General features: G+C 70.2%; 16 protein-coding genes, 1 tRNA gene and 1 rRNA gene. 8 read left to right on the top strand and 10 right to left on the bottom strand.

Going from position 1 to position 17,954, the window contains the following annotated elements:
• Positions 1-187: 187 nt before the first annotated feature.
• Positions 188-1,336 carry a glutamate-cysteine ligase family protein gene (locus tag B378_RS0100090; RefSeq protein WP_044965269.1) on the top strand — a complete coding sequence of 383 codons (1,149 nt, stop codon included), beginning with the start codon at positions 188-190 and terminating at the stop codon, positions 1,334-1,336.
• A gap of 60 nt (positions 1,337-1,396) precedes the next feature.
• Here the strand turns inward: B378_RS0100090 and B378_RS0100085 are convergent, their stop codons facing one another.
• The 3 genes from B378_RS0100085 to B378_RS0100075 all read right to left on the bottom strand — a co-directional run bounded on the left by B378_RS0100085 (position 1,397) and on the right by B378_RS0100075 (position 2,940).
• Positions 1,397-1,732 carry a NifU family protein gene (locus B378_RS0100085; RefSeq protein WP_004599172.1) on the bottom strand — a complete coding sequence of 112 codons (336 nt, stop codon included), beginning with the start codon at positions 1,730-1,732 and terminating at the stop codon, positions 1,397-1,399.
• A 164-nt stretch (positions 1,733-1,896) separates the two neighbouring features.
• Entirely contained in the window at positions 1,897-2,235 is a 339-nt protein-coding gene (locus B378_RS0100080) for a hypothetical protein (RefSeq protein WP_017341807.1), read from the bottom strand.
• 90 nt (positions 2,236-2,325) lie between these two features.
• Complete coding sequence (locus tag B378_RS0100075; protein WP_017341806.1) at positions 2,326-2,940, bottom strand: 2Fe-2S iron-sulfur cluster-binding protein; 615 nt, start codon at positions 2,938-2,940, stop codon at positions 2,326-2,328.
• Between the two features lie 145 nt (positions 2,941-3,085).
• Here B378_RS0100075 and B378_RS0100070 point away from each other — a divergent pair, with 145 nt between their 5' ends.
• Both B378_RS0100070 and B378_RS0100065 read left to right on the top strand, forming a co-directional pair.
• Positions 3,086-3,568, top strand: a complete 483-nt coding sequence (locus B378_RS0100070; protein WP_017341805.1) for an RNA-binding protein — start codon at positions 3,086-3,088, stop codon at positions 3,566-3,568.
• Between the two features lie 492 nt (positions 3,569-4,060).
• Positions 4,061-4,912 carry an endonuclease/exonuclease/phosphatase family protein gene (locus B378_RS0100065; RefSeq protein WP_017341804.1) on the top strand — a complete coding sequence of 284 codons (852 nt, stop codon included), beginning with the start codon at positions 4,061-4,063 and terminating at the stop codon, positions 4,910-4,912.
• A gap of 10 nt (positions 4,913-4,922) precedes the next feature.
• On the opposite strand, the gene B378_RS0100060 is transcribed toward B378_RS0100065, so the two are convergent.
• A complete protein-coding gene (locus tag B378_RS0100060) occupies positions 4,923-5,669 on the bottom strand; it encodes a DUF1028 domain-containing protein (RefSeq protein WP_017341803.1) in 747 nt (248 codons plus the stop codon).
• Positions 5,670-6,102: 433 nt separating this feature from the next.
• On the opposite strand from B378_RS0100060, the gene B378_RS0100055 reads away from it, so the two are divergent.
• The 5 genes from B378_RS0100055 to B378_RS0100035 all read left to right on the top strand — a co-directional run bounded on the left by B378_RS0100055 (position 6,103) and on the right by B378_RS0100035 (position 14,859).
• Positions 6,103-8,175, top strand: coding sequence for a PrkA family serine protein kinase (locus tag B378_RS0100055; RefSeq protein ID WP_017341802.1), 2,073 nt, complete (start codon positions 6,103-6,105; stop codon positions 8,173-8,175).
• 1 nt (position 8,176) lies between these two features.
• On the top strand, positions 8,177-10,609 hold the full coding sequence (locus B378_RS0100050; RefSeq protein ID WP_017341801.1) for a serine/threonine protein kinase: 2,433 nt from the start codon (positions 8,177-8,179) through the stop codon (positions 10,607-10,609).
• A complete protein-coding gene (locus B378_RS0100045; protein WP_017341800.1) occupies positions 10,600-11,985 on the top strand; it encodes a DUF444 family protein in 1,386 nt (461 codons plus the stop codon). Before B378_RS0100050 ends, B378_RS0100045 begins: the two co-directional genes overlap by 10 nt.
• Positions 11,982-14,066, top strand: a complete 2,085-nt coding sequence (locus B378_RS0100040) for a SpoVR family protein (protein WP_017341799.1) — start codon at positions 11,982-11,984, stop codon at positions 14,064-14,066. Before B378_RS0100045 ends, B378_RS0100040 begins: the two co-directional genes overlap by 4 nt.
• 79 nt (positions 14,067-14,145) lie before the next feature.
• Complete coding sequence (locus tag B378_RS0100035; RefSeq protein ID WP_017341798.1) at positions 14,146-14,859, top strand: hypothetical protein; 714 nt, start codon at positions 14,146-14,148, stop codon at positions 14,857-14,859.
• A gap of 25 nt (positions 14,860-14,884) precedes the next feature.
• Here the strand turns inward: B378_RS0100035 and B378_RS0100030 are convergent, their stop codons facing one another.
• From B378_RS0100030 to rrf, 6 genes are all read right to left on the bottom strand, one after another.
• Complete coding sequence (locus tag B378_RS0100030) at positions 14,885-15,580, bottom strand: alpha/beta hydrolase (protein ID WP_017341797.1); 696 nt, start codon at positions 15,578-15,580, stop codon at positions 14,885-14,887.
• A gap of 1 nt (position 15,581) precedes the next feature.
• The gene (locus B378_RS0100025; protein WP_017341796.1) at positions 15,582-16,196 is read right to left on the bottom strand and encodes a VOC family protein; all 615 of its coding nucleotides are present in this window, start codon (positions 16,194-16,196) and stop codon (positions 15,582-15,584) included.
• Positions 16,197-16,320: 124 nt separating this feature from the next.
• Positions 16,321-16,527, bottom strand: coding sequence for a hypothetical protein (locus tag B378_RS0100020; protein ID WP_026046095.1), 207 nt, complete (start codon positions 16,525-16,527; stop codon positions 16,321-16,323).
• Between the two features lie 76 nt (positions 16,528-16,603).
• The gene (locus B378_RS0100015; RefSeq protein ID WP_026046094.1) at positions 16,604-17,428 is read right to left on the bottom strand and encodes a hypothetical protein; all 825 of its coding nucleotides are present in this window, start codon (positions 17,426-17,428) and stop codon (positions 16,604-16,606) included.
• A gap of 104 nt (positions 17,429-17,532) precedes the next feature.
• Positions 17,533-17,608, bottom strand: a tRNA-Cys gene (locus tag B378_RS0100010).
• Between the two features lie 130 nt (positions 17,609-17,738).
• Positions 17,739-17,860, bottom strand: a 5S ribosomal RNA gene (gene rrf, locus B378_RS0100005).
• Between the last annotated feature and the right edge of the window lie 94 nt (positions 17,861-17,954).

Here is a 17,954-nt window from a genome sequence, read left to right as displayed (position 1 = left end):
AGTATGCCAGCTGTTTGTGCGCTTAATTCACGTATTCTTAATCGGAGCCAAACATATATCACCATTTTTCCGGTGATATTGGCACAAACGTTATTACAGCACAGTGATGATTCGATGGCGTGCTAGTTAATATCACACACTTGCGATCGGACGAGTGGGAGGGAGACGACGGTCCGGCCGGCGAGCCGTGAGCGACGCGGCCGAGGCGGACGGGTCGGGGCGCGGATCGACGGGCGGGACCGGCCCGACGCGACGCAGCGTCGAGGTCGAGTACTGGGTGATCGACGACGACGGGCGGCTCACCGATCCCCGCGGGCTCGTCGACGCGTCTCCCGGGGTCGAGCGCGAGTTCGTCAGCCCGCTCCTCGAGATCAAGACGACGCCGTGCGAGTCGACGGCGGAGCTCCGCGAGGAGCTGTTCGACCGCGTCGGCCGGGTCCTGCGACGGGCCGACGAGCTCGACAAGGGGCTCGTCCCGCTGGCGACGCCGATCCACGACGGCGAGATCGCCGACCGAGAGAGCGAGCGGACGCGGATCCAAGACCGCGTGGTCGGAGACCGCTTCGAGTACGTCCGACACTGCGCCGGCACGCACGTTCACATCGAACAGCGGCCGGGGCATGCGGTCGACCAGCTGAACACCCTCACCGCGCTCGACCCGGCGTTGGCGCTCGTCAGCTCCTCGCCGTACTTCGAACGGGAGCCGCTCGCCGCCAGCGCCCGATCGGTGCTGTACAGGCGGCTCGCGTACGAGCACCTCCCGAAGCAGGGGAAACTGTGGCCGTATCTCGAAGATACCGAGGAGTGGGCGAGGCGGCTCGAACGGCGGTACGAGGCCTTCGTCACCGAAGCGATCGCGTCCGGCTGCGACCGGGAGACGGTCGAGGGCTGTTTCATCCCGGAGGGCGCGGTGTGGGTCCCCGTCAAGCTCCGGGCGGCGTTCTCGACGGTCGAGTGGCGGTCGCCGGACACCGCGCTCCCGAGCCAGGTCGTTCGGCTGGCGGACGACCTCGTCGAGGCCGTCGACCGCGGCGTGAGAACGGAGGTACGGATCGAGGGCGACACGGGGCGTGTGACGGACGACGCGGTCGTGCTTCCGTCGTTCGACGCGGTCGAAGAGCACGTCGAGGCCGCCGTCCGCGACGGGCTCGACTCGGAGGCGGTGCGGTCGTACCTCGGTCGGATGGGGTTCGACGTGGACGCGTACGACCCGCTCTCGGCGGAGCTACGAGGGGCCGGGGCGCTCTCGGCGGCGGAAGCGAGGGAGACGCGGATCGACTACGCGGACCGGTTAAAACGCGACATCGGTCGTCGACAAGCGGTGAGCGGGGACTGAGGCGAGAGACTCGCGCCCGCGCCGCCGAGCGTCACGCGGAGAGACCCGGATAAGTCGCGCTCAGAAGTGGTTCGCGGACTCGGTCTCGTGTTTGAGTTCGCCGCCGCGGCCGCCCTCGACGGTGGAGGCGCCGTTGTCGCCGGAGGAGGCGGTCCGCACGGTGACGTTGTCGACCTCCTCGAAGTCCATGATGAGGTCGCGGCGGATGTTGTCGGCGGTGATGTTCGAGATGCCGCAGCCGGAGCAGGTGCCGCCGAGCTCGACGACGACCTCGCCGGTCTCGGGGTCCGCCTCGCGCACGACGCTCGTGCCGCCGTGCATCTGGATGATCGGCATCTGCCCGACCATCCACTGCTCTACCCGGTCCGCGAGGCTTTCGTCGCTCTCGTCGCTCATTACCTCCAGTACAGCGCCGACGGTATGGAAAGTTGCGGTTTAGGAGCTTTCGAGCGCGGCGAAAGGAACTGTGTCATCGTCGATGAGACGGAACGGCGCCAAGTGGGGCCGCGATCTGTCGGCGGGAGCGTCCGCCGTCGATTCCGGTCGCCGGCGTCGAGCGACTACCGGTCCGGGTCGTCGCCCGAGTCCGCCGACTCGCCGGACTGGCTCGGGAGCCGGGTGGGGTCGGCCGCGTCGTCGCCGTTCATCGAGTCGTCGCGTTCGAGCAGGTACAGCAGGGGGCCGAGCGCGGTCAACACGAGGACGCCGGGCAGGGGCGCGTCGGGGACGAGGACCAGCGTGACGAGGCTCGCGCCGCCGGTGCAGACGACCAGCGCGGCCCAGGCCGCCGGCGAACCGAGGTCGACGCCGACGCGGACCGCGTCGCGGTAGACGGCCGCGGCGATCAGCGCGACGGCGACGCCCCCGCCGCCGGCGACGAGCGCCGTGGTGACGGACATACGATGGGTTGGGACGAGACGCGAAAAAGGGTGTCGCGAGCGAACGCGGTGAGAGAAGACGGGAGCGAGGGCGCGGACGCGCGACCGGCGCTACGGCGCCTCGCCCGTCTCGATGCTGAAGGAGTCGCGGGGGTAGGCGACGCAGGTGAGCGTGTAGCCGTCGTCGATCTCGGCCTCCTCGAGCATCTGCTGGTTGTCGTGCTCGACGAAGTCCTCCGAGGGGCCGTCCGTGATTTGGCCGGCACAGGAGACACACTGGCCCTGCCGACAGGCGTACGGGAGGTCCCACCCCTCGTCTTCGCCCTGTTCGAGGATGGGCTGGTCGTTGGAGAGCTCGACCGTCTCGCCCTGCTTGACGAACTCGACCTCGAAGTACTCCACCTCGTCTTCGGGGATGTCACCGGGGCCAGAGCTTCCGGTGCCGCCCTCCTCGAGCTCGCCCTCCTCGCCCTCGGCGCCGCCGGCCGGGATGGCGCCGCCGCCGCCACCGCCGCCGACCGCGCGGTTGCCCGGCTCCGGGAACTCCGTCTCGGGGACCGCGGACGCGCGGTGTTCGAGGACTTCGTCCGAGATGTCGGTCGTGGGTTCCCACCCCGTCCCTCGCACCGAGGTGACGAGGACCATGAGCAGCGTCGCGATCGCCGCGAGCACGATCGCGGGCGGGTTCACGATCGCCGCGAACACGATCGCCAGTGGGTTGAGCATACGAGGGGATATGGAGAGGTGGATTAAGACCGTTTTGATCGGTCCAACCGGACGAGACCGGCGTGAGGCCGAAACCACGGCGCGATCGCCCGCGCCCACGCCGCGGAGCGGTCCATTTATCGGCCGAGCGGTCGACGGGACGCGCATGGAAGTGAAATCCCGGCACCACCTCCGGAGCGACGAGATCACGGCGATCCAAGAGGCGGTCGCCGACCACCTCGGGGTCGACATCGACGGGGACACCTTCGAGTTCGTCGAGTTCGTCGACGCCGGCTACGAGCTCGTCTTAGTCGACGGCGACCCCGCCGTCTTCTACGTCGACGACGACGAGCCGTTCCTCACGGTTCGGGGCGCGAACGACTACGAGCCGGAGACGGGGGTCGTCACGGTCGACGCCGGCGCGATCTCCTTCGTCTCGGACGGCGCCGACGTGATGCGCCCGGGGATCGTCGAGGCCGACGAAGCGATCCGCGAGGGCGACCTCGTCGTCGTCGCCGAGGAGACCCACGGGAAGGTGCTGGCGGTGGGCCGGGCGATGGTCGACGGCGACGAGATGGTCGGCGACAGCGGGAAGGTGGTCGAGTCGATCCACCACGTCGGCGACGACCTCTACGAGTTCTCGGTCTGAGCGCAGGCGGCGGCGCTATTTATAAATAGAACCGCGGTGGCGCGTGCCTGCGAGGCCGCTTCGCGGCCGAGCAGCACCGCGCGAGGGAGTTAGTCGCCTGAGCGGAGCGAAGGCGACTGACGAGGCTGGGGAGGCGTGAGGTGCCGTGCGGTGCGGGGTGGGACTCGAAGGGGCAGCCGGGAAGCGGCCGTAGGCGATGTAAGCACCACAGGGAGTGAGCGAAGCGAACGAGCGAGGAGCGCAGCGAGCGTACGGCCGCTTCCCGGCTGGGGCTTCGGAGCGGTTTTCGGACCTCGTGGTCGGGGCTTCGAGGCGGTTCTTGGGAACGGTATCGGTCACGTATCGCCGAGCGGCCGGGGCTTCGGGGGTGTTCGCCGCTGATCCGAACGCACTCAATTATAAATAATCGACAGCACACCCACCGATGACGACCCGAGCGAACGCGTGATCCCTCCGCGCCTTTTAATCGCCTCGCCCGCGACCCCAGAGGTAATGACCGGGATCCGGGTGCTCAGCTACAACGTCCGCTACGCCAACCGCGGCGACCACCACGACGCCTGGCACGACCGCCGCGACGCCGTCGCGCGACTCGTCCGGTTCCACCGCCCCGACGTCGCCGCGTTCCAGGAGCCGCTCCCCGAGCAGCGCGAGGACCTCCGCGAGCGGCTCCCGGCGTACGAGTTCGTCGGGCGCGGCCGCGAGGCCGGCGGCGAGGGCGAGGGGTGCCCGATCGCGGTCCGGAGCGAGCGCTGGGAGATCGTCGACAGCGACACGTTCTGGCTCTCGGAGACCCCGGGAGAGCCCTCGACCGGCTGGGACGCCTCGCACCCGCGGATCGCGACGTGGGCCCGAGTGCGCGCCCGCGACGGCGACGCGAGACTCCTCGTCGTCAACACGCACTTCGACCACGTCAGCGCGCACGCGCGACGCAAGTCCGCCCGCCTGCTCCGCGAGCGGGTGCCGGAGATAGCGGCGGCGAACGGGATCAGCGGCGACTCCGACGAGACGCTCCCGGTCGTCCTCGTCGGCGACCTCAACTGCACGCCGGGGTCGGAGCCGCACCGGGTCCTCGTCGGCGACGACCCGAAACGAGACGAGAAAGACTCCGCGACGCCGGCCGACGACGCCCGCTCGCTCCGCGACGCCGCTGCCGCCGCCGACCTCCGGCACGGCCCGGAGACGAGCCTCACCGACTTCGCTCGCCTCATCGACGGCCGCCGGATCGACCACGCGCTCGTCTCGCCCGATATGGCGGTCGACGCGTTTGCGACACTCGCGGACCGGGACGACCGCGGCCGGTACCCGTCCGACCATCTGCCGATCCTCGCGCGGCTGTCGATGTAGGGAAAGGTCGTTACTCCGTGTCGGCGTCCGTCCCCTCGTCGCCCTCGGCGGCCTCGCCGCTGTCGTCCCCGCCGTCCTCCTCCTCGGCGTACTTCTCCAAGATCGTCTCGTAGCCGCGTTTCGCGGTCTCGTACGTCTCGCGGAGGTCGGCCACCGGCGTCTCGCTCGCGTCGACCCGGAGGTCGTTGTAGTACGGGTCGTCCGCGTCCTCCTCCGTGTTACGCACGAGCAGCGCCGCGGACTGGACTTCGAGGTCTTCCCGTTTGTCGCCGCCCGCTGCGTGCCCGGCCGCGAGGGCGTCGATCAGTCGCTCGGCGAGCGGCGCGTCGCCGTGGGCGTCGGACTCGTAGGCGGCCGCGGTGTCCTCGATCACGTCCTCGCCGGTCAGGAGATTGCCCGCGACGGTGTAGTTCTGTCCCTCGCGGTGGCCATACCAGTCGTTACACTCGTCGCCGGAGAACGCGAACGTCCCGTCGGCGTCGACGCCGTGGAGCTGGCGCTGGGCGCTCCCCTCGTCGGCGTTCAACAGGGCCTCCAAGGCGTCGTCGACCGCGAGCCCGTCGCCGAGGTACTCGATCCCCTTCCGACCCAACTCGACGTTGACGAGCGACTGGGTCGCCACCGCGCCGTCGGACGACGCGAAGGGACACAGCGTGCCGACGCCGGGCAGCCGGGTGGTCACCCCCACGCCGAACCGGACCTGGTCGCCGCCGTCTTCGTCGGTGTACCGCTCGCGAACGCAGATGCTGAACGTCACACGTCCACTGGGTCGGCGTCCCGCAAAAGGGTGGGTTCCGGGGGCGAGCTTTCCGGTTCTCGGGCGGGGGAGCGGCGGAGTGAAACGGCCGGCGCGCGCGAGCGATTCGCGGGGACCCACGCCCGCCGTGGATCTCACGAACCCCGGATAAAACCGGCCGACGGACCGTCACCGATCGGGGCGAATCCGGGGACTGCGACGGTACCGAACGGATCGAGTGGGGTGTGAACAGGCGACATACTTATCCGTGGCAATCCCTCTCACATATATAGCCTCGGATACGGGCGAGGCGTTCACCGGCACCGACGCGCACCCCGACGACGCGCCGCTCGGGGGTCGACGAGCTGCCGACACGCGCACGGAGAGCGACAGCTCCGTGCGGCGCGACCCGCGCCGGCGACGCCGACCCCGCCGTCCGAGCGAACGTGATACGATGGCAGACCAACACACGCTCGAACGGCTCAGCGAGGAGTACCGGACGGCGGTCCCCGACGACCTCAGAGCCGCGCGCTCGTTCGACTGGTACCTCGACGCGCTGTACGACGACCCCGAAATCGCGCGGAACGCGCACCAGCGCGTCGCGGACATGTTCGACCACTACGGGACGCGCTACGACGAGGAACGCGGCGTCGTCGAGTACGCGCTCGCCGCCGAGGACCCGCTCCACGACGGCGAGAACGTCTTCTACGGCCGCGAGGTACACGAGGCGATCCACGAGTTCGTCAACAAGGTGAAGTCCGGGGCCCGCGGGCTCGGCCCCGAAAAACGGATCAAGCTCCTCTTGGGGCCGGTCGGCTCCGGCAAGTCCCACTTCGACTGGCTCGTCCGACGGTACTTCGAGGCGTACACCCGCGAGGACGCCGGCCGCATGTACACCTTCCGATGGGTCGACCTCTGTTCGGTGATCGACGATCAGGACCCCGACGACGACGCGGTCCGCTCGCCGATGAGCCAGGACCCGCTCGTCCTCCTCCCGAAGCCGCAGCGACAGGCGGTGGTCGACGACCTCAACGAACGGCTCGATGCCCCCTACACCCTCCGGAACGACCAGCACCCCGATCCGGCCTCGGAGTTCTACCTGAACGAGCTGCTCGCGCACTACGACGACGACTTGGAGCGCGTCCTCGACGAGCACGTTGAGGTCGTCCGGCTGGTCGCCGACGAGAACCGCCGGGAGTGTATCGAGACGTTCGAGCCGAAAGACAAGAAGAACCAGGACGAAACGGAACTCACCGGCGACGTCAACTACGCGAAGCTCGCCGTCTACGGCGAGTCCGACCCGCGCGCGTTCGACTACGCCGGCGCGTTCTGCAACGCGAACCGGGGGCTGTTCTCCGGCGAGGAGCTGTTGAAGCTCCAGCGGGAGTTCCTCTACGACTTCCTCCACGCCTCCCAGGAGTCGACGATCAAGCCGAAGAACAACCCGCGTATCGACATCGACCAGGTGATCGTCGGCCGGACGAACATGCCGGAGTACCGCGAGAAGACCGGCGACGAGAAGATGGAGGCGTTCAACGACCGCACCAAGCGGATCGACTACCCGTACGTGTTAGAGTACGAGAGCGAGGCGAAGATCTACGAGAAGATGCTCGCCAACGCCGACGTGCCCAACGTCCACGTCGAGCCCCACGCCTTGGAGATGGCCGGGCTCTTCGGCGTGCTCACCCGCTTGGAGGAGCCGACCGACGAGACGGTGACGCTCGTGGAGAAGGCGAAGGCGTACAACGGGGAGTTAGAAGACGAGGAGATCGACCGGCGGAAGCTCCGCGAGGACGCCGCCGAGTCCGCCGACGTCGGCGAGGGGATGGACGGCATCTCCGCGCGGTTCGTCGGCGACGAGATCGCGGAGGCGATCATGGACGCCACCCACCGCGAGCGGGGGTACCTCTCGCCGCTGTCCGTCTTCGACCACTTCGAGGCGAACCTCGGTGGCCACGGCTCGATCGCGGCCGAGGACCTCGACCGCTACGAGCGCCTGCTCGACCGCGTCCGCGAGGAGTACCGCGAGCGCGCCATCGAGGACGTGCGCCACGCGTTAGCGTACGACGTCGACGAGCTCCGCCGCCAGGGCGAGAAGTACATGGACCACGTGATGGCGTACATCGACGACGACACCGTCGACGACGAGCTGACCGGGCGGGAGACGGAGCCGGACGAGACGTTCTTACGCGCCGTCGAAGAGCAGCTCGACGTCCCCTCCGACCGGAAGGACGACTTCCGACAGGAGGTGTCGAACTGGGTCTCCCGGCGCGCCCGCGAGGGGCGCGGCTTCGACCCGCGGGAGAACGACCGGCTCCGCCGCGCCCTCGAACGGAAGCTGTGGGAGGACAAGAAGCACAACATCAACTTCTCGGCGCTGGTGTCCGCGACCGACCTCGACGACGAGGACCGGAGCGCGTGGGTTTCGGCATTGGTCGACCGCGGCTACTCCGAGGACGGCGCCGCCGAGGTGTTGGAGTACGCGGGCGCGGCGGTCGCGCGTTCGGAGATCGAGGACGGTGGCTGAGATGAGCGACCGCACCCGATCGGACGGCGAGGGGTTCCTCGACGCGGCCGACGAGGCGCTCCGGGGGGCGTACGACCCGCCGATGAGCCTCGCCTCGTACGTCGACCGCGTGTTGGAGAACCCGACCGCGGCCGCCTCCGGCGCGGGGTACGTCCTCGCGGCCGTCGAGTCGTTCGGAACCCGCGAGGTCCACGAGCGCGGCGAGACGCTCGACCGGTACCGCTTCTTCGACGACCCGGCGAACGACGGCGAACACGCCGTCCTCGGCAACACCCGCGCGCTCAACGGGTTCGTCGACGACCTCCGCGCAGCCGCGACCGGGCGGGGCGGCGACGAGACGATAGTCTGGGTCGACGGGCCGACCGCGACGGGGAAATCGGAGTTCAAGCGGTGCCTAATCAACGGGCTCCGCGCGTTCTCGAAGACGGACGCCGGCCGGCGGTACACCGTCGAGTGGAACGTCACGGGTGCCGGGGCCGGCGTCGGCGGGGGCGGCGGCGCGGGCGCGGCGTCGCTCTCGTACGGCGACGGCGGCGACGCCGGGGAGTGGTACCGCAGTCCGGTCCAGTCGCATCCGCTGTCGGTGTTCCCCGCGGGGGTCAGGGAGTCGATCGCCGACGCGGTCGGCGGCGACGCCTACCCGATCGCCGCCGACGTGGAGCTGGATCCGTTCAGCCGCGAGGCGTACGACCACCTGGAGTCGGCCTACCGCGAGCGCGGGCGCCGCGACCTCTTCTCGGCGATCACCGACCGGGACCACCTCCGGGTGACCAGCTACGTGGTCGACGTCGGCCAGGGAGTGGGGGTCCTCCACGCCGAGGACGACGGGACGCCGAAAGAGCGGCTCGTCGGCTCGTGGATGGGCGGCATGCTGCGCGAGCTCGACTCGCGCGGCCGGAAGAACCCGCAGGCGTTCAGCTACGACGGCGTGCTCTCGCAGGGGAACGGCGTCGCTACGGTCGTCGAGGACGCGAGCCAGCACGCGGACCTGCTCCGGCGGCTGCTCAACGTCCCCGACGAGCGGCGGGTGAAGTTAGACAAGGGGATCGGGATGGACCTTGACACCCAGCTGATCGTCATTTCGAATCCAGACCTCGACGCGGAGTTAGACCGGCACGCCGAGCGCGGCGACGCCGACCCGCTGAAGGCGCTGAAGCGCCGGCTCTCGAAACACGAGTTCCGCTACCTCACGAACCGCCGGCTGGAGGCGCGGCTCCTCCGCAGAGAGATCGCCGGCGCGACGGCGGTGGAGGGGGCGGGCGACGCGGACGACGCGACGGTCGGAGCGGGCGCCATCGCGGGGGGCGACAGCGGCGACGACGCGGCGGGCGCGCGCGCCGACCCCGGCGCGGCGCCGCTGTCGATCGAGGTCCGGGAGTCGGACGGCGCGGCCGTCGAGCGCGAGATCGCGCCCCACGCGGTCGGGGCCGCCGCGCTGTACGCGGTCGTCACGCGGCTCGACGCCGACGACTCGCCGGGCGACCTCGACCTGATCGAGACGGCGGAGCTGTACGAGACGGGCGAGGTCCGGCGCGGCGACGACGCGGTCACCGTCGACGACGTCACCCTCGCCGCGGGGGACGGCCGTAACGGGATCCCGGTCACCTACGCCCGCGACGCGGTCGCCGACCTGCTCGCGACGACGGCCGACCGCAGCCATCCCGACCTCCCCGTCGAGCACGTCGTCACCCCGACGGACGTGCTCGACGCGATGGCGGACGGGCTCGCCGACGCGCCGGTCTTCTCGCGGGCCGAGGCCGCGGAGTTCGAGGGGCGCCGCGGACCGGTCGCCGAGCGGGTCCGCGAGCGCCAGCGCGAGGACGTGATCGACGCGATACTCGCCGAGGAGACCGTCTCGACGGAGACCGTCGCGGAGTACGTCGAACACGTGTACGCGTGGGACGAGGACGACCCGACCGACCGCGAGCGCGCCGACGAGGCGCCGGACCCGCTCGCGATGAAGGTGTTCGAGACGGAGACGCTCGGGCGGTTCGACGAGAGCGACTACCGCGGGACCGACCCGACCCGCGACGTCGAGCGCTTCCGGCGCGAGCGGGTGATCCGCGGACTCACGCGGTACGCGTGGCGCAACCGCGGCGAGGAGTTCAGCGTCGACGACGTCGACCTCGCAGAGGTGCCGGAGCTGAAGGCGGTGATCGACGCGAACGACCTGGAAGACGTGAAGCGGCGGTTCCCCGACCTCGACCCCGCCGCGTGGGCCGACCCGCCGACCGACACAGAGACGGAGCGCGTGAAGGCCGAGACGGTCGAGCGGCTCCGCGAGCGCGGCTACAGCCGCGCGTCGGCGGAGCTGACGAGTCGGGCGGTGATGGTGGACGTGCGCGAGGAGTGGCCCGACGTCGACGCCGGCCGCGCCGGCGACGAGGGGCCGGACGACGCCGACCGGAACGGGGGTGGTGACCCGTGGGACTGACGGAGGACCGCGAGCGGTTCCGCGAGGTGGGCGAGAGCCGTCGGGAGGACCTCGCGGAGTTCATCAGCCACGGCGACCTCGGCGGCTCCGACGCCGACCGGGTCAAGATTCCGGTGAAGGTGGTCGACCTCCCCGCCTTCGAGTACGACCAGCGGTCGGCCGGCGGCGTGGGGCAGGGCGGCGACGGCCAGCCCCAGCCCGGCCAGCCGGTCGAGCCAGAGCCGGGCGATGGCGACGAGGAGGGCGACCCGGGCGAGGAGGGCGGCGACCACGAGTACTACGAGATGGACCCCGAGGAGTTCGCCCGCGAGCTCGACGAGGCGCTCGGGCTCGACCTCGAACCGAAGGGGAAGCGGGTGGTCGAGGAGGTGGAGGGCGACTTCACCGACACCGCTCGCTCCGGGCCGCGCGGCACCCTCGACGTCGACGAGTTCTTCAAGCGCGGACTGAAGCGGCACCTCGCGACCGACTTCGACGGGGAGTACGTCCGCGAGGGGCTGTTCGTCGACGGCGCCGACGTCGACGACGTGTTCGCGTGGGCGCGCGGCGAGGGGATCCCCGTCTCCCGGGCGTGGATCGCCGACGCGGCCGCGACGCTCGAAGACGAGCGCGGCGAACCGGTCGCGGCGCTCGACCGCTGGGAGAGCTTCGACGCGCTCGACGACGGCGTCGACCGCGAGCCCGTGAGCCACCGGATCCGACGCGACGGGCTCGACAGCGTCCCGTTCCGCCGGGAGGACGAGCGGTTCCGCCACCCGGAGGTGATCGAGAAGCGCGAGCGCAACGTCGTCGTCGTCAACGTCCGCGACGCCTCCGGCTCGATGCGCGAGACGAAGCGCGAACTCGTCGAGCGCGTGTTCACCCCGATGGACTGGTACCTGACCGGGAAGTACGACGCCGCCGAGTTCCGGTACGTCGTCCACGACGCGGAGGCGTGGGAGGTCGACCGCGAGGAGTTCTTCGGGATTCAGTCCGGGGGCGGCACCCGCATCTCCAGCGCGTACGACCTCGTCGAGGAGATCCTCGAGGAGTACCCGTACAGCGAGTGGAACCGGTACGTGTTCGCCGCGGGCGACTCCGAGAACGCCGGCAGCGACACCACCGAGCGCGTGATCCCGAAGATGGAGTCGATCGACGCCAACCTCCACGCGTACGTCGAGACCCAGCCCGGCGACGGCGCGGCGAACGCCCGCCACGCCGACGAGGTCGAGGCCGCGTTCGGCGACGCCGACGACGTGGCCGTCGCGCGCGTCTCGGAGCCGGACGACGTGACGGACGCCATCTACGAGATCCTCAGCACCGAGTCGTCGGGCGACGGCGCCGGGGACGCGGGCGGGGCCGCCCGCGGCCGGACCGACGGAGGTGGCGGCCGATGAGAGACGACCGCGTCGAGGCGAAACGCGAGGCCGAGTCGCTCGACGAGCCGGCCCGCGAGGCCCGCGAGCTGGCCGAGCGGCTCGGGTTGGCGCCGTACCCGGTGCGGTACTGGATCGTCGACCACGACCAGATGAACGAGCTGATCGCCTACGGCGGGTTCCAGCGGCGGTACCCGCACTGGCGGTGGGGGATGAACTACGAGCGGCAGTCGAAGTTGGACCGTCACGGGCTGGGGAAGGCGTTCGAGATCGTCAACAACGACGACCCGGCGCACGCGTTCCTCCAGGAGTCGAACTCGGCGGCCGACCAGAAGGCCGTCATCACCCACGTGGAGGCGCACGCCGACTTCTTCGCGAACAACGAGTGGTTCGGGCTGTACGCCGACCGCGGCGAGGACGGCCCGAACGCGGCGGCGCGGTTGGAGCGCAACGCCGACCGGATCGCGGCGATCGCGAATCGGACGGACGTCGACCGCGACGAGGTGGAGCGGCTGATCGACGCCGTGAGCGCCCTCGAAGACACGATCGACCAGCACAGCCCGGTCGACGCCGCCCGCTCCGTGGAGGACCCGGGCGTCGCCGCGGACGTGAGCGACGGCGACGAGGACCCGCTGGCGGCGATCGAAGCCCGGATCGACGACCTCGACCTCTCCGAGGAGGTGCGCCGCGACGTGTTCGACGACGAGTGGCTCGAAGCGAGAGGCGAGGGCGTCGAGCCCGAGGAGCCGCGGCCGGACGTGCTCGCGTTCCTGCGCGACCACGGGAAGCGGTACGACCCCGAGAGCGGGAAGGCGGTCGACCGCGAGCCCTGGGAGACGACCGTCATCGACGCGATCCGCGAGGAGGCGTACTACTTCGCCGGGCAGAAGCAGACGAAGGTGATGAACGAGGGGTGGGCGACGTACTGGGAGTCGGTGATGATGGGCGGCGAGGGGTTCGCCGGGCCCGACGAGTTCCTCACGTACGCCGACCACATGTCCCGGGTGCTCGGCTCGCCCGGGCTCAACCCGTACAAGCTCGGCTTCGAGCTGTGGACGCACGTGGAGCTGCGGGCCGCCCGCCGAGAGGTAACCGACAAGCTGCTCCGCGTCGAGGGGGTGACCGCCGAGAACTTCCACTCGCGGGTCGACCTCGACGAGGTCGCGGCCCTGCTCGAACCGCACCCGGCGATCGCGGGCGCCGGTCCGGCGACGCTCGACGAGCTCGCCGATCTGGCCGCCGCCGGCGACTCTCGCGTGGACGCCGAAGCGGTCGACCGGGCGCTCTCCGCTCGGGACGGCTCCGGCAGCGGTCCCGGTGAGGGCGAGACGGGCGGCGACGGCGACGAGATGGACGTCGAGCGCTACCCGTGGAAGCTGCTCACCCGCGAGGGACTCGCGGAGCGACACTACGTCCTCTCGCGTCCGGAACACAGGGGCGCGCTCCGGAACGTCTCCCGGGAGGCGCTCGAAGAGCAGGCCCGGTACCTGTTCGACGTGGACCGGTACGAGACGGTCGCGGAGGCCGTCGCGGACGTCGACCGCACGGCCGGCTGGGAGCGCATGTTCGAGGTGCGCGAGAGCCACAACGACGTGACGTTCGTCGACGCGTTCCTCACGGACGAGTTCGTCCGCGAGGGGAACTACTTCACCTACGAGTACAGCCGCGCCGCCGAGGAGCACCGCGTCGCCAGCGTCGACGCCGACGACGTGCGGAAGAAGCTGCTCCTCCGATTCACGAACTTCGGGAAGCCAACGATCGTCGTGTTGGACGGGAACTTCCGGAACCGGGGGGAGCTCCTCTTGGGCCACCGGTACAACGGCGTCGCGCTCGACGAGGAGCGCGCGAAGGCGACCCTGAAGCGCGTATTCGAGCTGTGGGGCCGCCCGGTGAATCTCGCGACGATCCGCGTCGAGTACGACGACGGCGAGGTCCGGCGCGCCAAGCGGCGCGGCGAGGAGCCGGAGGGCACCGAGGTCGGCGTGCGGCTCCAGTACGACGGCGGCGAGGTGACGGAACACGACCTCGACGCCGAGACCGAATCCCGGATCGCGGCCGACGACGTCGACTACGACACGAAGCCCGACGACTGGCTGGCGTGAGGCGGCCGCGGGCGGCCCCGATATTCGCCGCTCCGGCCTTCGGACCGACACTTATGGCCGGCGGGCGACAAGGACGGACATGGACGCTCCGGAGACGGAGGCCGCCGAGCGCGGCGCCGACGGATCGCGCCCGCTCCCGGAGGGGACGCCGCTCGCGTTCGCGGACCGGGACCCGACCGCGATCGACGACGCGACCGAGCTGTACCTGCTGGACCGGCACTCGGCCGCGGACGGCACCGTCAGGGTCCAGGTGGTAGACTGGGAGCGCGACGGTGACCTGGTCCGCGTCGCCTACGCGCTCCCGACCGGCGAGCGCCTGCGCGACCGCTACCGCTGGCCGACCGCGGGCCGGTACGACGAGAGCGACTTCCTCGCGTTAGTCCGCGGGCTCGGCTACCCGCCGGGCGCCGCCGACCTGATCGCCGGGGAGTTCGCCCGCGCGCGCAGCGAGAACGGCCGCTGGCGGATCGTGACCGGGCGGCGGTCGGCCGGGGAGCGGGACTCCGACGCTGCGAGCGGCGCGAGCGGCGGGGAGCGGGCCGAACCCGCGACCGTGGCGGGCGAACGCGCCGGCGCGTCCGACGCGCCGTCCGCACTCGGGGAGCGCGTGCGGCGCCTCGACCCGATGGTGACGGGGAGCGCCGCGGTGGTCCTCCTCGTCCTCGCGGTCGTGATCCCGGCGACGCTGGCGACGCTGACGGGGGGACTCACGGCCGCGTCGGCCGCACTCGGCGGAGTCCTCGGGGCCGCCGCGCTGGCGACGCTGCGACTGTCGATCGCCGCGGTGTCGTGACAGGCATTCGAGAAACGGAGCGCGGCTACGGGAGCGACGCGATCAGCTCCGACACCGCCGCGACCTCGTCGTCGTTGATCCCGTGGCCCATCCCCTCGTAGATCCGCTCGTCGACGTCGGCGCCGAGCGCCTCCAGCACCTCGGTCGTCTCGTGGACCCGCTCCTCGGGGATGTGCGGGTCGACGTCGCTGCAGCCGAGGAACGCGGGAGTGCCGGCGAGCGGGCCGTCCCCGTCCGCCGCGTCGCCGTCCGAGAGGTAGTCGTCGACGGCGACCGTCTCGCCGATCAGCCCGCCGCTGAAGACGGCGAGCCCGCCGTAGCGGGTCGGATTGCGGGCGACGAACTCGCTCGCGAGGCAGGCGCCCTGCGAGAAGCCGCCGACGAGGACGCGCTCACGGGCGATCCCGGCGTCGACCGCGCGGTCGACCGCGGCGCCGACCGCCCGGAGGCCGGAACTCCGACCCGGCTCGTTGTCTTCGACCGGGGCGAGGAAGGAGTTCGGATACCAGGTGTTGCCGGCCGCGGCAGGCGCCAACAGCGCGACGTCGCGGTCGCCGGCCAACTGTTCACCCAGGTCGACGACGCTCCGAGCGGTCGCGCCGCGGCCGTGAATGAGTACGAGCGCCGCGTCGGCGTCGGCGAGCGGCGTCCCGGCCGTGACCAGCGGCTCGTCGCCGTGGGGGTCGTCGCCGGCGTTCGGGTCCGGAGCGCTGCCGGTCATCTCAGACCCCCACGCCGGCGTCGGCGTCGGGCAGGTCGTGTTTGTTCACCGGGAGTCCGAGCTCCTCGAGGGCCCCCTCCATGTGGCGGTCCTGCGCGAAGTCGGCGCCGTCCTCCTCGCGGAGGCGCTGCGCGGTCGCGAGCACCTCGCCCTTCCGGTCGTCGGGGATCTCGTACTTGTCGGCCGACAGCTCGATGACGAGCCCGTTGTTGTCCTGGGTGTAAATCGAGTGGAAGATGCCGCGGTCGAACACGTTGTACCCCTTGCCCGCCTCCTCAAGCGCCGCCATGATATCCTCGTACTCGTCGGGCTCGACGCTGAAACACAGGTGGTGGACGGCGCCCGTGTTGACGCGCTGACCGCGCGCGGACGCCCGCTCGTCGCTCACGAACACCGTGAGAATCCGGCCGTCGCCGGTGTCGAAGAAGAGGTGCGTCTGCGAGGGGTCGTCGAGGTTCGGCTGGCGCAACACGAGCGGCATCCCGAGCAGGTCGCGGTAGAAGGCGAGCGTGTCCTCCTCGTTGCTCCCCCAGACCGTGATGTGATCGGTGCCGCTGGTGTGGAACGGTGCGTCCGGGAGCTCCGACGTGACCGGAGCCGGCTTCTCGTCGCTCATACCGATCGAAAGGCGACCGAGGCGTATAAAAGCGAGAGGGACGGGACGGTGACCGGCTGACACCGGTGTTATCCGGCCGACTTCCTCCGAGGAGGTAGCCATCGGACTCCCCTCGGGACCGCCGTCACCGCTGCCAGACGGGCGGGGCGACGCCGAGCGCCCGAACGACGACGGGATACGCGACGGCGATAGCCAAGACGATCAGCAGCGACGCCGCGAGCCCGAGCCCGCCGAGGACGCGCTCGACGACCGCCAGCGCGGCGAACATAGCGACGAACATCACCGCCCAGTGGGGTGCGAGCTGTCGCACCTTCTCCATTGCCGAACTCATGGTCTCGGTAGCGGTCCCGACAGGTAGTGACTGTCGGTTGAACGGAGCGGACCCGAATGAAAACGCCGGTCGGCGGTCAGTACCGCGACGGGATGAACGCCATCCCGGCGAGCATGATCGACGACAGGACCGAGAGGACGAGGACGCGCGAGAGACCGCTGTTGTACTGGTTGAACCGTTCTATCTCGGTGACCTGCGCCTCGTACGCCTCGATGTCGGTCGACATCCGAAGCGTCGACGCGTCGGGGAAGTGCGCGACGTACTCCGTGTCTCCGATCGTCACCGTCGACTGCTGGGCGAGCTCGACCGTCTCCGTCTCGGTGGTCTCCCACACGAGGACGGCCCCGTCGGCCGTCACGTCGTCGATTGTGACCGTCTGCCCGTCGTACTCGAGCGTCTCGCCCGTCGCGTACGACCGCTCTTCGGGCGCGGGGAAGTACTCGTCGACGGGCACCAGCGTCCGATCGCCGTTCTCGTCGGTCACCGCGACATACTCGCCGTCCTCGAGGGTGACCGTCTCGTTTTCCGCATCGTCGTCGGCCTCGAGGATCGCCTGCCGGTCGAGCACCTCGACGAGCGTGAACTCGCTGGCGTTCTCCCCGGCGATCTCGACGCGCCACTCGCGGTCGTCGACCGAGACGGTCGACTCGTTCGCCCACGTTTCGGATGTCTCCGCCGTGAACTCGCGTTCGAGCGTGCCCGAGATGACCGTCTGGCCATCGTCGTTCTCGCTTTCAGAGATGGCGGCCATGACGTACGTCTCGCCGCCGACATCGATCGAGTCGTTCACTGAGGCGTCGACTTCCGGGTTTTCGAGCGCTATCTCCGGAGTCTCGGCCGTCGCGGTCAGCGCACCCGCCACGCCCGCGACGGCGAGGAACAGCGCGACAAACACGGCCACAGCGCGTCGTTGCATAGTTCACGCATGGGTCACCCGGTGTTTAACGGTTACTAAGCGGGTCAGTTCGTGGGACCGATCGGCCGGTCCGTCTCGAAAAAGTCGAAAGCCAAGGGCCGGATTTGAACCGGCGTTGGGCGGCTCTGCAGGCCGCTGCGTCTGACCAGACTCTGCCACCTTGGCGCCAAGCGAAGGTACCGCTGTCGAGCGTTTAAGTTTAGCGGTCGGATGCGAGCGCGGTGGCTCGCTGGATATGAAAAAAGCCCACGGACACAACGTCCGTGGGCTTGGTGGGATGGGTCCCGTATGAGTGGGCAGGCGGCGACTCGTGGTTCCCAGAGGATCGCTCACTCCAGTACTTCACGATACGCTGGTGGGCTTAACTTCCGTGTTCGGAATGGGTACGGGTGTTTCCCCACCGCTCTGGCCGCCTTTATGCCGACTCTCGGAGTTGAACCGAGACTCGCTGTAGCCTCTACAGCGAGACGCCTGTGTCGGTCTGGTTCGATACCAACCGTGTATACGTGCG

The sequence above is a fragment of the Halorubrum sp. T3 genome (assembly GCF_000296615.1).
GTDB lineage: Archaea > Halobacteriota > Halobacteria > Halobacteriales > Haloferacaceae > Halorubrum > Halorubrum ruber.
Note: the sequence above shows the minus strand (reverse complement) of the source record. Positions and strands in the feature narration are given on the sequence as shown.

What these genes read in the sequence shown, in the direction of transcription:
- B378_RS0100085 (WP_004599172.1), bottom strand. Translation starts at nt 1,732, where the DNA reads ATGAGCGACGAGAGCGACGAAAGCCTCGCGGACCGGGTAGAGCAGTGG.
- B378_RS0100080 (WP_017341807.1), bottom strand. Translation starts at nt 2,235, where the DNA reads ATGTCCGTCACCACGGCGCTCGTCGCCGGCGGCGGGGGCGTCGCCGTC.
- B378_RS0100075 (WP_017341806.1), bottom strand. Translation starts at nt 2,940, where the DNA reads ATGCTCAACCCACTGGCGATCGTGTTCGCGGCGATCGTGAACCCGCCC.
- B378_RS0100070 (WP_017341805.1), top strand. Translation starts at nt 3,086, where the DNA reads ATGGAAGTGAAATCCCGGCACCACCTCCGGAGCGACGAGATCACGGCG.
- B378_RS0100065 (WP_017341804.1), top strand. Translation starts at nt 4,061, where the DNA reads ATGACCGGGATCCGGGTGCTCAGCTACAACGTCCGCTACGCCAACCGC.
- B378_RS0100055 (WP_017341802.1), top strand. Translation starts at nt 6,103, where the DNA reads ATGGCAGACCAACACACGCTCGAACGGCTCAGCGAGGAGTACCGGACG.
- B378_RS0100050 (WP_017341801.1), top strand. Translation starts at nt 8,177, where the DNA reads ATGAGCGACCGCACCCGATCGGACGGCGAGGGGTTCCTCGACGCGGCC.
- B378_RS0100040 (WP_017341799.1), top strand. Translation starts at nt 11,982, where the DNA reads ATGAGAGACGACCGCGTCGAGGCGAAACGCGAGGCCGAGTCGCTCGAC.
- B378_RS0100035 (WP_017341798.1), top strand. Translation starts at nt 14,146, where the DNA reads ATGGACGCTCCGGAGACGGAGGCCGCCGAGCGCGGCGCCGACGGATCG.
- B378_RS0100030 (WP_017341797.1), bottom strand. Translation starts at nt 15,580, where the DNA reads ATGACCGGCAGCGCTCCGGACCCGAACGCCGGCGACGACCCCCACGGC.
- B378_RS0100025 (WP_017341796.1), bottom strand. Translation starts at nt 16,196, where the DNA reads ATGAGCGACGAGAAGCCGGCTCCGGTCACGTCGGAGCTCCCGGACGCA.
- B378_RS0100020 (WP_026046095.1), bottom strand. Translation starts at nt 16,527, where the DNA reads ATGAGTTCGGCAATGGAGAAGGTGCGACAGCTCGCACCCCACTGGGCG.